General features: G+C 49.7%; 11 protein-coding genes and 1 pseudogene. 6 read left to right on the top strand and 6 right to left on the bottom strand.

Going from position 1 to position 14,434, the window contains the following annotated elements; translation table 11 throughout:
* Positions 1–1,650 (top strand): alpha-amylase family glycosyl hydrolase, encoded by a 1,650-nt coding sequence (locus tag AC0YN0_RS14845; RefSeq protein WP_475821939.1) that lies wholly within the window; start codon positions 1–3, stop codon positions 1,648–1,650.
* Between the two features lie 759 nt (positions 1,651–2,409).
* Here AC0YN0_RS14845 and AC0YN0_RS14840 read toward each other — a convergent pair.
* From AC0YN0_RS14840 to trxB, 4 genes and pseudogenes are all read right to left on the bottom strand, one after another.
* Positions 2,410–3,048 carry a hypothetical protein gene (locus AC0YN0_RS14840; protein ID WP_475822533.1) on the bottom strand — a complete coding sequence of 213 codons (639 nt, stop codon included), beginning with the start codon at positions 3,046–3,048 and terminating at the stop codon, positions 2,410–2,412.
* Between the two features lie 78 nt (positions 3,049–3,126).
* Positions 3,127–3,303, bottom strand: a pseudogene (locus AC0YN0_RS14835) (transposase); the annotation flags it as partial.
* Between the two features lie 313 nt (positions 3,304–3,616).
* Positions 3,617–5,404 carry an alpha-glycosidase gene (locus AC0YN0_RS14830; RefSeq protein WP_475821938.1) on the bottom strand — a complete coding sequence of 596 codons (1,788 nt, stop codon included), beginning with the start codon at positions 5,402–5,404 and terminating at the stop codon, positions 3,617–3,619.
* A gap of 204 nt (positions 5,405–5,608) precedes the next feature.
* Positions 5,609–6,550, bottom strand: coding sequence for a thioredoxin-disulfide reductase (gene trxB / locus AC0YN0_RS14825; RefSeq protein ID WP_442050707.1), 942 nt, complete (start codon positions 6,548–6,550; stop codon positions 5,609–5,611).
* 159 nt (positions 6,551–6,709) lie between these two features.
* Here trxB and AC0YN0_RS14820 point away from each other — a divergent pair, with 159 nt between their 5' ends.
* The 5 genes from AC0YN0_RS14820 to AC0YN0_RS14800 all read left to right on the top strand — a co-directional run bounded on the left by AC0YN0_RS14820 (position 6,710) and on the right by AC0YN0_RS14800 (position 12,349).
* Positions 6,710–7,384: a response regulator transcription factor gene (locus AC0YN0_RS14820; RefSeq protein ID WP_442050708.1), complete on the top strand. Its 675-nt coding sequence runs from the start codon at positions 6,710–6,712 to the stop codon at positions 7,382–7,384.
* Positions 7,384–8,778 (top strand): sensor histidine kinase, encoded by a 1,395-nt coding sequence (locus AC0YN0_RS14815; protein WP_475821937.1) that lies wholly within the window; start codon positions 7,384–7,386, stop codon positions 8,776–8,778. The genes AC0YN0_RS14820 and AC0YN0_RS14815 overlap by 1 nt, the downstream gene beginning before the upstream one ends.
* Positions 8,779–8,877: 99 nt before the next feature.
* On the top strand, positions 8,878–9,756 hold the full coding sequence (galU, locus tag AC0YN0_RS14810) for a UTP--glucose-1-phosphate uridylyltransferase GalU (protein ID WP_475821936.1): 879 nt from the start codon (positions 8,878–8,880) through the stop codon (positions 9,754–9,756).
* A gap of 191 nt (positions 9,757–9,947) precedes the next feature.
* Positions 9,948–11,210, top strand: coding sequence for an FxLYD domain-containing protein (locus AC0YN0_RS14805; protein ID WP_475821935.1), 1,263 nt, complete (start codon positions 9,948–9,950; stop codon positions 11,208–11,210).
* An 11-nt stretch (positions 11,211–11,221) separates the two neighbouring features.
* Positions 11,222–12,349: a S1C family serine protease gene (locus tag AC0YN0_RS14800; protein WP_475821934.1), complete on the top strand. Its 1,128-nt coding sequence runs from the start codon at positions 11,222–11,224 to the stop codon at positions 12,347–12,349.
* 82 nt (positions 12,350–12,431) lie between these two features.
* Here the strand turns inward: AC0YN0_RS14800 and AC0YN0_RS14795 are convergent, their stop codons facing one another.
* Both AC0YN0_RS14795 and AC0YN0_RS14790 read right to left on the bottom strand, forming a co-directional pair.
* A complete protein-coding gene (locus tag AC0YN0_RS14795; RefSeq protein ID WP_475821933.1) occupies positions 12,432–13,328 on the bottom strand; it encodes a hypothetical protein in 897 nt (298 codons plus the stop codon).
* Positions 13,329–13,476: 148 nt separating this feature from the next.
* Positions 13,477–14,088 carry a superoxide dismutase gene (locus AC0YN0_RS14790; protein WP_337104389.1) on the bottom strand — a complete coding sequence of 204 codons (612 nt, stop codon included), beginning with the start codon at positions 14,086–14,088 and terminating at the stop codon, positions 13,477–13,479.
* Between the last annotated feature and the right edge of the window lie 346 nt (positions 14,089–14,434).

Below are 14,434 nucleotides of genomic sequence, written 5' to 3'. Positions count from 1 at the left end.
ATGAGACGAGTAGCTTCAATAAAAAGAGGGCTGCGGCTTGCCGCAGCTCTTTTGCTGACTGCCGTTTTGATAACAACAGGCTGTTCAAGCAATTCCCCCGCGAATAACGTTTCCGAAACAGCTGTACCTGCCACTGCTCCGCCAGTTCAGACAGAGCTTGCAGTCGATGAGCAGCCTGGGAAAGTGTTCTACGAAATATTCGTCCGTTCCTTCTATGATACGGATGGTGACGGTATTGGAGACTTGAATGGGGTGACCGCCAAGCTTGATTACTTGCAAGAACTTGGTATCGGAGGCATATGGCTGATGCCGATCACTGCTTCTCCAAGCTATCACGGTTATGATACGACCGATTATTACGCTGTTAATCCCGATTACGGTACGCTTGACGATTTGAAGAATCTAATTGCAGAAGCGCACAAGCGCGACATCAGCATCATTATGGATCTGGTCGTGAACCATACGAGCAACGAGCATCCTTGGTTCAAGGATGCGCTTGCCGATCCAGCCAGCCCTTACCGCAATTGGTATCAGATCGTGACAAAGGAAGAGAAGGTAAAAGCAGATGGCGCTGTAGGCGGGAATCCTTGGCATGAGTCAGGAGCCGATAAATATTTGGGCGTCTTCTGGGGAGGCATGCCCGATCTGAACTTCGATGAGCCGAAAGTGCGCGAGGAAATGATAAAGATTGGCCAGTATTGGCTGAAGCAAGGCGTTGACGGCTTCCGGCTGGATGCGGCCAAGCATATATACGGCGATTTCTCATCGACGATGAGCACGCCGGACGTGCAGGCAGCTAATCAATCCTGGTGGCAGCAGTTCCGCTCGGGTCTGAACGAAGTGAATGCTGATGTGTATTTAATTGGTGAAGTATGGGATTCCCTGTCGGTCATCGCGCCATACTTCGATAAGGCGTTTAACTCCGCCTTCCACTTTGATCTAGCGGGACGCATTCTAGGCGCGGCGGCCAATGAGCGAGATGCTGACTTCGGCTTCTCGTTAGCTAGAGCATATAGCGTCTACGAGAAATCATCGGGAGGCAGCTTCGTGGATGCGCCGTTCCTAAGCAACCACGATCAGAATCGACCGATGAGTGTCCTGAACGGCAATGTCTCGCAGGCGAAGATGGCAGCGGCCATTCTATTAACCCTCCCTGGCAATCCGTATATTTATTACGGTGAAGAACTTGGGATGAAGGGGGCGAAGCCGGACGAATTGATTCGTGAGCCAATGGTTTGGTATAGCGATCCTCAAGGTGGTGAAGGCCAAACAACCTGGGAGACTTCCGAGCATAACACTACGGCAGGGGTTGTATCGATGCAAGCTCAGCAATCAGATGAGCAATCGTTACTGAGCCACTATCGCAAGCTTATTAAGTGGCGCAATGAAGAGGCTGCGCTACGCGACGGAACCATCGCCGAATATACGCTTGAGTCCGCTAATCCGAAGCTAAGCCTTTACGTCCGCCTCACCCAGAAGGAGCGCGTTCTCGTCGTTCACAATCTATCAAGCGAGCCCCAGTCAGCCATTCTCGCTCCATCGGACCGATACGGATCATTCACAACAATCGCACACCAAACTGATCCAACTGCGACGCTGACCAACGACAATTTTTCCATCCCACCATACAGCACGGTTATACTTAAATAGCGTTATCTCTATAATCGCAGTTAGATCCCTGTTAGCCATAGCCACTAGAAGTAGTAACACCTAACAGGAACGGCCCCTCTATATGAGCCGTTCCTATTAGGTGTTATTTTGCCTTTATCACACTCTCCCCACAACTCAGGAATGAATGAAGCCCTATCTAATGGTGAGGCGTAAGGCAATTTCCTCTGGCTGCAAACAAAATCAAAAACGGGCTGATCCTATGTATACTTTTTACTCCTTTATCACACTCTCCCCGTAGCTCAGGTACAGGAGCGTCTCGCTTATCTATTTTTCTGAGGAAATGGTACGGACAACACTAGAAGATAAACTCAATGATAAGTGCGCAGCAAAAAAAAGGAACAAGGCCCGCAGCGGTTAAGCCGGGAAGTAATGAAACGAGAAACCGAGGAGGCGTAGAATACAGACATGAAAGGAGAACGGGGGGACAGGCACAAGCAAAAGGGAACAAAAAACTAGAAACTTATAGTTTGCAACACTGGGGCGTAGGAGCATGAAAAAACAGAATACAAGTAAGAACGAAATGAGAAACACGAAATAAGAAACACAAAATAAGAAACACAAAATAAGAAATAAGAAATACCAAATGCTAAATAAGAAATGTAAATGAGAAGTAAAATTGCGAAAAGAAGTAAGAAGTAAGAAGTAAGAAGTAAGAAGTAAGAAGTAAGAAGTAAGAAGTAAGAAAAATGAAGAAAGAAAAAAGAAAAAAGAAAAAGAAAAAGAAAAAGTAATAATGGGCTACATCGCTAATTTCAGTAAGGAATAAGTAGTGTGCATAATCGTTGTTGGGTTTGGAATAAGCGAATGACTTAGGAGCAGCTCGAATGACTGGGAAGAAGTAAGGTGCTTGGTGTTTTTGCGGAAACAGTATTCGTCCATATAAAACTGAGCTTTGGCCGCACTTATGCCATGGAAGGTGTCATTCATCCATCGAAATGCAGAAGGGGCGAAATGTCGCAGACGCGGATAGCTTCCCCAGGGGATGAAGGGCTTACGTATCATGTCAATATGAGTAGTCGAAGGACTAATATGAGCTGCTTTAAACGAGCTCTCGGCTACCGGGGACAATGGTTTTCTTGGCTCTTGTTGGGACGGAGCAAACTTTAATTTGTAGTAGGAAGGTTTATTAGTTGCCATCATGCGGGCCACGATGACAGAACGTTCTCGTTGGAGCGTTTCGGCAGAGTGGAAAATGCGTCGTGTATAAATATCGGGTTTTGCTTCAATTTGTCCGGAAAGTAGAATGGATTGATCTAGTTCGGTGATGGCGTGACGAATTTTGTTAAGCATACTCCAAGCTGTTTTGTACGTGACTGTAATAAGCTTAGCGAGATGCACCGCATTTATGCTGGATTTGCTAGCCGCAACAATATACATAACGAGCAGCCACTTGTGCAGAGGTGTTCGAGTTTTGTCCATAATCGAACCGGCAGTAAGCGATGCTTGGTGTCTGCATTTCCGGCATTCGTACAATGGTAACCTACGTGTGTTAATCATATAGTAAGACGTGTTGGAACAGCGTGGACAGTAGTATCCAGTCGGCCATTTCATCCTAAATAGGAGCGGAATACAGTCTGAATCATTAGCGTATTGCGATTGAAATTGTTCGAGATTGAATTTCAATTGTATCACTCCTATCAAGTAAAATGAGAACAAGTGTTCTTATTTCAGGATAACAGATCCTCGGAGTTAAATCAATATTTTTATATGAGGGCGGGCTTACCTGTTGAATAAATTCGATGAAAGTGACCGGTTCTGAGCAAAAGGGAGAGTGTGATAAAGAGAAAAAAAGCGATCTCCACTTGAATTGGTAAAATGGATTTGAGGAGGAGGCCCACGTAAGACGCTAGTTGATGGAAGGAGCGGATGAATGAAAAGCTCCTTGCAAGTGGCTATTGGAGCAGCCAAATGAAGGAGCTTTTTAAAAGTGCTAAACTCAATAAGATTAAAGGATTTGTTTGAAAATATGATAGCCGTAGCTAGGAAGGGTGATTTGGAATTGGCCGCTAGGGCTGCTGACGATATTAGCAGATGAGTCGGCGCTATTGCTTGAAAGAAGCGTTGTCCAGCTCGATAAGGAAGGGGATGCTTCATTAACGACAGAGAAGTTTAGATCAGCCGCTTCGTTACGAGCGTTCATTACGATAAGCAATCGTTCATTGCCTTCTTGGCGTTCATAGGCGAGCGTGCCGTCCTCTGAGCCGATATGGAGGAAGCGGATATACGCGCTGCGAAGTGCGGGATACTCATGACGCAAGTGAATCGCTTGTGTGTAAAAGTGCAAAAGATCTTGATTCTGCTCCTCGGGCTCCCAGACCATGCATTTGCGACATCCAGGGTCTCCGCTGCCGTTCAAACCAACCTCGTCACCGTAGTAGATACAAGGCGTTCCTGGATAAGTCAGCTGGAACAGGGCAGCAAGCTTCATAGCTTCAATATTATCATCGCATATCGTCAAGAGGCGCGGTGTATCATGGCTATCTAGTAGGTTAAATCCTGTTTCGGTTACCTGCTGCGGATATGCGGCAAGCTGCGTGCCGATAGCTGCGGCGAAGGCGTCGGCTTCGATGGTTTGGTGGCCGAAGAAATCTAGTACAGCATTCGTGAACGGATAGTTCATTACGGCATCGAATTGGTCGCCCTGCAGCCATGCCATTGAATCATGCCATATTTCGCCCAGTATATAAGCCTCGGGGTTGACGGCTTTGACGGTCAAACGGAATTCGCGCCAGAACTGGTGGTCAACCTCGTTGGCGACATCCAGCCGCCAGCCGTCTATGCCGATTTCCTCGAGCCAGTATCTAGCAACCTCGAACAAATAATTTTTCACCTCAGGATGCTCGGTGTTTAGCTTGGGCATCATTGGCTCAAAAGCGAAAGTTTCATAAGTTGGAATGCCGTCAATAACTTCAAGCGGCCATTGCCGTACGTGGAACCAGTCAGCATACTTTGATTGCTGTCCCTTCGCGATAGCGTCAACGAATGGAGGGAAGGTGCGGCCGGAATGATTAAAGACGGCATCAAGCAATACACGTATACCGCGCCCATGACAAAGATCGACGAGCTCTTTCAGCTTTTCATTCGTGCCAAAGTGGGGATCGACCTTCAAATAGTCGCGCGTATCGTATTTATGATTGGTTGTCGCCTCGAAGACAGGCGTGAAATAGACAGCGTTAATGCCAAGCCCCGCAATGTGATCGAAATGGTCGATAACGCCCTGAAGGTCGCCGCCGAAGAAATTGGTTGGTGTCGGATCCGTGCTACCCCATGGAAGTACATTGTCAGGATCGATGGAAGGGTCTCCGTTTGCAAACCTCTCGGGAAAAATCTGATAGAAGACAGCGTTTTTCACCCACTCTGGCGGCGCAAAAACATCGATAGGATTGATATAAGGAAAGTCGAAGAAAGAGTTTGATGTATCCGGCTCTGCAAGCTCGAAGCCTCTATCGCTAAGCAGAATAGATTCGCTGCCGTCAATGAGTTGAAAGGCATAACGAAGTCTGCGGTAGGGAGGAACTACGGCTGTTTCCCAATAGTCAAACAAAGCGTCAGAAGACATAATCTTCATCGGGACATTGGTCTTCGTTTGCTTCCAAGCATATTTGTCGCCGACAATGGCGTATACGGAATCCAGATCGTTTTTTTTCGTGCGGATTCTGAGATGAAGCGTCTTCCCGTCGTAAGCATAAGCCCAGTTCTGTTTGGGCCGGTGGTATACGGCTTCTAATAACATGCCTTACATCGCTCCTTCAACGAATGTTCGTTATACATGTAATATAGAGATAAACATGAAAAAGGTACAACCTCTGCTTTTACAGCCGAGGTTGTACCTTTTTCCTAGAATAGGAATGCGGTAGCATTGCCTTTATATTTTATCTCTCAACATTTTAATTATACATAATTTGTACGATTCGTACTAGTGGATTATGAAAATTTTTTAAGAATTTACGGTTTCGTGAGCGAGCGATTCCAAATATCTCTCGCAATCAAGTGCTGCCATGCAGCCGCTGCCTGCTGCCGTAATTGCTTGGCGGTAGTTGCGGTCCTGTACGTCGCCGCAAGCGTAGACGCCGGGAATGTTCGTTTCTGAAGTGCCAGGCTTCACAATAATATAGCCTTGCTCGTCTGTATCGATTTGGCCGCCGAGGAAACCGGTGTTCGGCGTATGGCCGATCGTAACGAACAGTCCATCCGTCTCCAGCAGTTCTTCTTCGCCTGTTTCGTTGTTAAGAACTTTAAGTCCTTGCAAGCCCATTCCCGTCGCAGCCACTTCAAGCGGTGTACGGTTCAAGCTCCAAACGATCTTGTCGTTGGCGCGTGCGCGATCCTGCATGATTTTCGAAGCTCGCAGCTCTTCACGGCGGTGAACAAGACGAACTTCGGAAGCAAAGCGAGTCAAGAACACTGCTTCTTCCATTGCGGAATCGCCGCCGCCGACAACGATAATTTTTTTGCCGCGGAAGAAGAAGCCGTCGCATGTGGCGCAAGTGCTGACGCCGCGTCCGATGTTTTCTTGCTCGCCTGGAATGCCCAGGTATTTCGCAGATGCGCCGGTTGAGATAATGATCGACTCCGCTTGCAGCTCGCCAATTCCTTCTACGTCAAGCGTGTATGGACGTTTGCTGAAGTCGACGCTTTTTACAGAGCCAGTCTTAAATGTAGCGCCGAAGCGTTGTGCTTGCTTGCGCATATTGGACATCAACTCGCTGCCGAGAATGCCTTCAGGGAAGCCTGGGAAGTTCTCGACTTCCGTCGTTGTTGTTAATTGTCCGCCTGGCTGCCAGCCCTCAATAACGAGCGGCTCCATGTTGGCGCGTGCCAGATAGATAGCTGCCGTTAATCCGGCAGGACCAGTACCGATAATAATTGTTTTGTGCATATGAAATGCCCTCCTATGATGTGGCTGAACGTTCTGAATTGAATCTTAATTTAAAATTATTATAAACTGTAACCAATGTCAATACTGTTCATCTAACGTTCATGTTCATGTAGTATGATAACAAGGATGGAATGGCAAGCGGACTGGAGGAGATTGGCTATGCCCAAAATAGTTGTAGCGGATGACGATGCGAATATTCGCGAGCTCGTCAGCCTTTTTTTGAAACGGGAAGGCTTTCAGGTCATAGAGGCAGTTGACGGCATCGAGGCGTTCGATAAGCTGGAGACCGTAAAGCCGGATATGGCAATTATCGATATCATGATGCCGCGAATGGATGGATGGGCGCTTTGCGCAGCATTGCGCGAGAGCTATGATATTCCGCTGCTTATGCTGACGGCCAAGGGGGAGACGACCCACAAGGTGAAGGGCTTCGAGCTGGGGGCGGACGATTATATGGTGAAGCCGTTCGATCCGCCTGAACTTGTGGCGCGTGTGAAGGCGCTGCTGAAGCGGTATCGCATTGCATCGTCGCATTCAGTGGAGTTCGGCGGCGTCGCGATGAATCAAACGGACTTCCAAATGAGTGCGAGCGGCGAGAAGATCACGCTCCCGCCTAAGGAATTCGAGCTGTTGTTCAAGTTGGCAAGCTATCCGGGCAAAACCTTCTCCAGAGATCAATTGATCGAGCAAATATGGGGAATGGATTACGCCGGCGATGAGCGAACAGTCGATGTACATATTAAACGGCTCCGCGACCGTTTTCCGGAGGAGAAATATCGGTTCCGCATTGTGACGATCCGTGGCCTCGGTTATCGACTGGAGGAATGCGGCTAATGCGAAGCTTGTATTTTCGGATTACGGCGACGTTTTTGCTTATTGTCATTATAAGTATCGGAGTCGCTTTCTTATTCACGAACCAGATGTTCAAGCGAGATGCGAGAGGCCAGCTTCCGGGACAAATAAACAGCGCGATTGAACGAATCGAGCAGCTTTATGCCGTGTCCGCTCCTGCGTCTGTGGATCAATACCTGCAGGAGATGTCCAAGCAGCTCGGTCAGAACATCGTCGCCATAAGCGTACGGGGATCCTTGGTTACGGCTGGCGAGGGCAGTGAACGGCTTCTAAATCAAATTAATCGCGAGCAGCTCTCCAATGTATTTAACGGATACCGCGTAAGTATTAACGTGAACAGGACGGAGGAGAATGGACCGCCTTCGCCGTTTGCTATTGGGAAATTGGTGCGGCTAGGAAATATGAATTGGGCGTTGTTCGTCCAGCCGAATCGTTTCCCGCAGAACAGCAACTTTATATGGACGGCCGTGACGCTGCTGGCAACATTGCTTATTGTGGGAAGTATTCTTATTCTGGTGGCGGCGAGATATTTGGTTAAGCCGCTGAAGCTCATGACCTCCGCAGCCAGAAGGATGGCGGAAGGGGACTTTACGGTTAGGCTACCTGCGCGAAGAGGCGATGAGCTTGGCGAGCTGGCGGATGGCATGAACAAAATGGCGGTCAGTTTATCTCAGCTTGAAACGATGCGGCAAGACTTTGTTTCGAACGTGTCGCATGAGATTCAGTCCCCGCTTACGTCGATCGGAGGTTTCGCGGAAGCGCTGCGCAGCGAAGAGTTGACGGAGTCGGAGCGGAATCGCTATGTCAGCATTATTAAGCAGGAAAGCACAAGATTATCGCGGCTAAGCGAAAACCTGCTGAAGCTTGCGTCGCTCGACTCTCAGCAGCATCCATATCATCCGGAAGCGTACAGGCTCGATCGGCAGCTTCGCGACGTGGTGCTTGCAAGCGAGCCGCATTGGGTGGCAAAGCGGCAAACGGTCGAGCTGATGATGGAGGAGACTGTCATTACAGCGGATGAGGACTTGATAAGCCAAGTATGGTTCAACCTGCTCGCTAACAGTATGAAGTTCACGCCGGAGGATGGCAAAATATCGTTCCAGCTTACTGAGCGGGACGGTATGGCGATCATTCGTATCTCCGATACGGGCGTAGGTATCGCTGAAGAGGATCGAGAACGAGTATTCGAGCGCTTCTACAAGGCAGACGTATCGAGAGATCGGAGTCAAGGAGGAAGCGGCTTAGGCTTGTCCATTGCGAAGAAGATTATCGATATTCACGGCGGTGCGATCACGGTGGATCGGGAAGCCAATCAGACCGCAGGCGCCAGCTTTGTTATACAATTGCCGCTTACTCCTCGCTTACAGTCTAGCTAGTTGCGAGCCCTATAGCATATAGCTTGGCTAATATTAGAAATAAGGTTATGATGAACTAAAAATCATTTTAAACCTTAGGGAGAGGGGCTTGTATCTCGAATGGACAAGCGTATAACCAAAGCAATTATTCCTGCGGGAGGACTAGGGACGCGATTCCTGCCTGCAACTAAGGCACAGCCTAAGGAGATGCTCCCGCTTATTGATAAACCGGCCATACAATATATTGTAGAAGAGGCCGTTCAATCCGGAATTGAAAGTATCGTTATCGTAAGCGGACGGAATAAACGGGCGATTGAGGATCATTTTGATAAGTCGGCCGAGCTGGAGGCTGAGCTGGAGGAACGCGGCAACGAGGAAATGCTGGCGATTGTGAAGGAAATATCGCAGCTGGCCGATATTTATTACGTTCGCCAGAAAGAGCCGCTTGGACTTGGGCATGCGGTATTATGCGCGCGTCGCTTCATCGCTGACGAGCCATTCGCTGTTCTGCTCGGTGATGATATATTGGTGTCTCAGCCGCCGTGCTTGCGGGATATGATCGATGTGTATGAACAGGAGCAGTCCTCGGTCGTAGCGGTCATGGAAGTGCCATGGGATCAGACGCATAAATACGGGATCGTCGATATTGAAGCGGGCAAGAAGGTGGCGCGCGTGCGCGACATCGTCGAGAAGCCGCTGCCTGGACAGGCGCCCTCCAACTATGCGGTCGTCGGCAGGTATGTGCTTGATCCGGCTATATTCAATCTGTTGGAGCGGGCGCAGCCAGGCAAAGGCGGAGAGATTCAACTGACAGACAGCTTGCAGGAGCTCAATCGAATCGCAACCTTGTCGGCGTACCGATTCGACGGCAGGCGGCATGACGTTGGCGATAAGCTCGGCTTCGTGCAAGCGACAATCGACTTCGCGTTGGAGCGCGAAGACTTGTCTGCCGATGTGAAGCGTTATTTGCTGGAGCGATTGAAGCTTACTAATCTATAGGTTTAAACTTATGAGACAGGTCAGTTTATACTGGCCTGTTTTCTTATTTCTGCCGATATATAAGCTTGTAAATATTTCATTTCCCAACTGTTGGTATAAAGCACATCTGTCATGTAGAATAGAATGAAGTAGATTGATAGGGAATGAAAAAGCGAAATAGAGAGAGAACATACTGCTGGGAGTTGAAGGAAGTGCAGTGCCATCAATGCGGGAAATTACAGCCAGAGGATGCAGTATATTGCAATAAATGCGGCAAACAGCTGCTTGTAGAAGCTGATGAACAGTCACTGGTAACAGCCATAGATGCTGTCATCGATACGATAGAAAATGAATCGGCTGTCGGCGCGGAGCTGAGCCATTCCTATATACAGGTACAACAAGATGCAGTAGTGATCAGGCAGCGCAATGGGGGCAACTGGTGGATGTGGTTAACACCAGTGGCGCTAGCTGTTCTGGCAGCAGCAGCGGTGACCGTCTATTACGGCTATGAGTCTCGGCTGAATGATAAGGTTATTCTACTGCAGCAGCAGGCAAGAGAAGACGCATTGGCGGGCAAATATGAGGAAGCGCTGGCATCGCTTGATGAGGCTGCCGGGTTCCGTCCGGACTTTGCCCCGGTGCAGGCGGATAAGGACATTATTAAGCGCGCAGCGGGTTATGAGGGAATGCTGGAATCGGCAAAAGGACATTTGGCCGGAGGCAAGCTTATCGAAGCAGAGCGTCTTCTTATACAGGTAAAGGAAGACCTTAAGGATACGGTAGAACCTATCTTCACCCAAGCAAAAAAATCGCTCGACTCGCTCAGCGGAGAGCTTGCGCTGCATAAACTGACAAAGGAGCTTGATACGTCGACGACGATCAATGAACTGGCTGCCAAGCTTAATATCGCCAGCGGCCTTGATGGCGATGAGGCGATTGCCGTTCGCGAGCAGATTAAGGCGAAAATCGTAGACATCGGTTACGAGGAAGCGGACAGTCTGCTTAATAAGAAGAAATATAATGATGCCATGGATGCGGTCGACAAAGCGCTTCTTTATGTTAGTGACGATGAACGTTTGCTTGGGCTTAAGGGCAAGATCGCGAACGAGAAGGATAAGTACGAGCAGGCGGAGCAGCAGCGTCTCGAGCAAGCGATGCAGAAGGCGGCCGAAGAGGATCTGAAAAACCAAACGGCTGCGGTGGAGGTCGTTCGTATTGAGGGCACGCTGGACGAATTCGGCGACCTTGCCATTCACGGAGAACTCAAAAATGCAGCTACACGTCCTATTTATACGGTTGTAGTCGAATATACCGTCTATGATGCTCAGCATAACAAGATTGGTACCGGCACTGCAGAAGCAACACCCGACTACATTGAGCCCGGTGAGGCGATGAGCTTTAGCGGCACCGTATACGGCGTATATGTTGAAAATACAACCGTTGTCGTGGATCACGCGACATGGTATTTGGACTAGGAGGCGATAGGATGCGGACGGGAGCATGGATTAGTCTGATCGCCTCATTCTTCATTATCGGAGGCGCGGGCATCGCGGCATGGGCAATACGCGCCGAGGTGCCGAAGCAATTGACGGGAGCGCCGATGCTTGCTATTTCTGACGATAGCAAGTCGAAGGGGTCTAAGACGCTTAAGGATGTTATTTTTGAGACGCAGAAGCTAGTTGTGATGATTGAGACAGAGAGCGGTACGCAGGGTTCGGGCTTCCTTTATAACAATAAAGGCGATCTCATTACGAATGCCCATGTCGTTGCTGGAGCGGAGGCAGTGAAGATCAAGACGGCCGATGCTCGCGAGTTGGAAGGCGAGGTTATCGGCATAAGTACGGATATAGACGTAGCCGTCGTTAGAGTGCCTGGTCTTGCCGGCATAGAGCCGCTTGAGCTTGTACGCGATCAAAAAGCCGAGGTTGGCGACGAGGTGCTTGCTGTCGGGAGTCCGCTGGGGTTTCAAAATACGGTGACGACCGGCATAATAAGCGGCCTCGGAAGAAGCTTTGATATTGAACCCTATAAATATAGCGATTTATATCAAATATCCGCTCCTATTGCACCGGGCAACAGCGGCGGACCGCTCGTCGATCAAGCATCAGGGGCGGTGCTTGGCATCAACTCTGCGGGAATCGAGCAAGGTTCGATCGGGTTCAGCATTCCCATTGTTAATGTTATCGAGATGGCAGAGGCTTGGTCCGCGCAGCCGATGGATGAACTGCCTGTGTTCTCGTTCTCAGACGAATCGGAGTTACTCCCTGAGAAAGCTTCACTGGAGGAATATGCGGAATACTTGGTGACACACTTCTACGACAGCTTGAATAATGCCGATTATGTATACGCTTATTCTCTGCTGGGCGGCAACTGGAAGGAAGGCACTAGCTACGAGAAGTTCCGCGAAGGGTACATTCCGACTCGCAACGTCGTCATTGACGATATGATCGTGAAGACGATTGGCTCAGACGAAGCAACGGTTACAGCGATTATATCGGTTGACGAGCGTGTCGATGGCAAATATGTGCTAAGCAAGTATCAAGTGACGTACCGTGTCGGTTATGAAAACGACATTCTAAAGTTATTAAGCGGCAAAGGCAAGGTAATCGGCTAATTGCCGGTTGTATGGAGCAAAGAGCTCGAAGCTGGCGTCGGGGGGAGACGCTGCTTCGAGCTCTTTGCTTGTTAAATAGAGTCTATTGCTGAGACTCGTTAATGATTGAGCCCTCTTCAGCTTCTTCACGAAGAAGAGGATTGAAAATCAGATCGATGCCGACAGCATCATTAGGCTGAAGAGGGAAGTTTAACAGCGTCGATGGAATGACGCGTCCGTTCAGTCTCAACTGGTAGCTGACGCGTCCGCCGATGCGAATGCCGTTAACAGCGAAGATTTGCCCGTTGCGCGTAAATTGGACGGCGCCAGTCTGAGCAAGCGCCCAATAAATCGTTAATCCCGGGCGATACGGTACGAAGTAACGCTGCGTTGCGTTCGGGAATGCTGCGCCGCCGTTAATGACAACGATGACGTTCGCTTGAGGACCCGGAGGGAATGGCAGCGGGAACGGAATCGGAACAGGGAATGGGAACGGGAACGGCGGACGTGGCGGCGGGAAAGGTCCCGGCCCTGGCGGGAAAGGCCCCGGTCCAGGCGGGAAAGGCCCCGGTCCTGGCGGGAAAGGCCCCGGTCCAGGCGGGAAAGGCCCCGGTCCAGGCGGGAAAGGTCCCGGTCCTGGCGGGAAAGGCCCCGGCCCTGGCGGAAAAGGCCCCGGTCCAGGCGGGAAAGGCCCCGGCCCTGGCGGGAAAGGCCCCGGTCCAGGCGGGAAAGGTCCCGGCCCTGGCGGGAAAGGCCCCGGCCCTGGCGGGAAAGGTCCCGGCCCTGGCGGGAAAGGCCCCGGACCAGGTCCTGGTCCCGGTCCCGGCACTGGACCAGGCGGAAGTCCGCCCGGCCCTAAAAGTCCGCCCGGACCGAGCAGTCCGCGTTCCGCTCTGGCAAAGCGTGGTCCGCCGCAGCCGCAGTCGCTGCCTGCCGGTGTCGCTTGCCGCTCGGCTTCATAGTATTGCTGCTCGTAAAAGTTGCCGTAAGTATCATACATGCAAACATTCAGTCTCCTTCATGTAGCAGATTAGGCAAATATCATGATGTATCCTATGCGGCATCTGCCTAACCGGTGTAAGGAAGGAAGAACAAAAAAAGCGGCGCTGCCCCAGGTGGGGACAGCGCCGCTTTCCTATTAGCAACGATTACTTAACAGCAGCTTCGTAACGTTTGCCAACTTCAGCCCAGTTTACAACGTTCCAGAACGCTGCAATGTAGTCAGGGCGTTTGTTTTGGTAGTTCAGGTAGTAAGCATGCTCCCAAACGTCCAGTCCGAGGATTGGCGTTTCGCCTTCCATGATCGGGCTGTCTTGGTTAGGCAAGCTGTATACTTTCAATTTGCCGTTAGCAACTGCAAGGAATGCCCAGCCGCTGCCGAAACGAGTTGTTGCTGCTTTCGCGAAGTCAGCTTTGAAAGTATCGAAGCCGCCAAGCTCGCTCTCGATTGCCGCTGCAAGAGCGCCAGTAGGAGCGCCGCCAGCGTCAGGGCCGATTGTTTCCCAGAACAGGCTGTGGTTAGCGTGGCCGCCGCCGTTGTTGCGAACAGCAGTGCGAATGCCTTCAGGTACGCTTGCCAGATCGGAGATCAACTCTTCGATCGATTTGCTTTGCAATTCAGGAGCGGACTCAAGAGCTGCGTTCAGGTTCGTCACGTATGCGTTGTGGTGACGGCCGTGGTGAATTTCCATTGTAGTCGCATCGATATGCGGCTCAAGCGCGTTGTGCGCGTAAGGCAATGCTGGTAGTTGATGTGCCATTATTATTACCTCCTAAATATATGTAGCTTAGCAATTCCATTATCCCTTATCCGATCGAATAAATCAACATTAATGTTGCTAAAGTCGGATGGACAAAAAGAGCGTCTAACCGCAATCCAACATAGCGTAACACAGAAGCAAAACAATTATTCAGAGCATTGCTGGTTAACGTAATTTTAACAAAAAAAGAGATAAAATGAATGAAAACGCTTTATATAAAGCGTTTTCACGAGTAAATCGAAGATTTGTTTAATTTTTATAAGGAATTTCGAAGATTTTAGAAGGAATTCGTATGATTTTGTCGTATAATATTCTAGAAGCAGCACTATGACAAGAAATAGAAGGT

This window comes from Paenibacillus sp. J22P218 (assembly GCF_056269195.1).
This window is presented reverse-complemented; position numbering and strand designations above follow the sequence as displayed.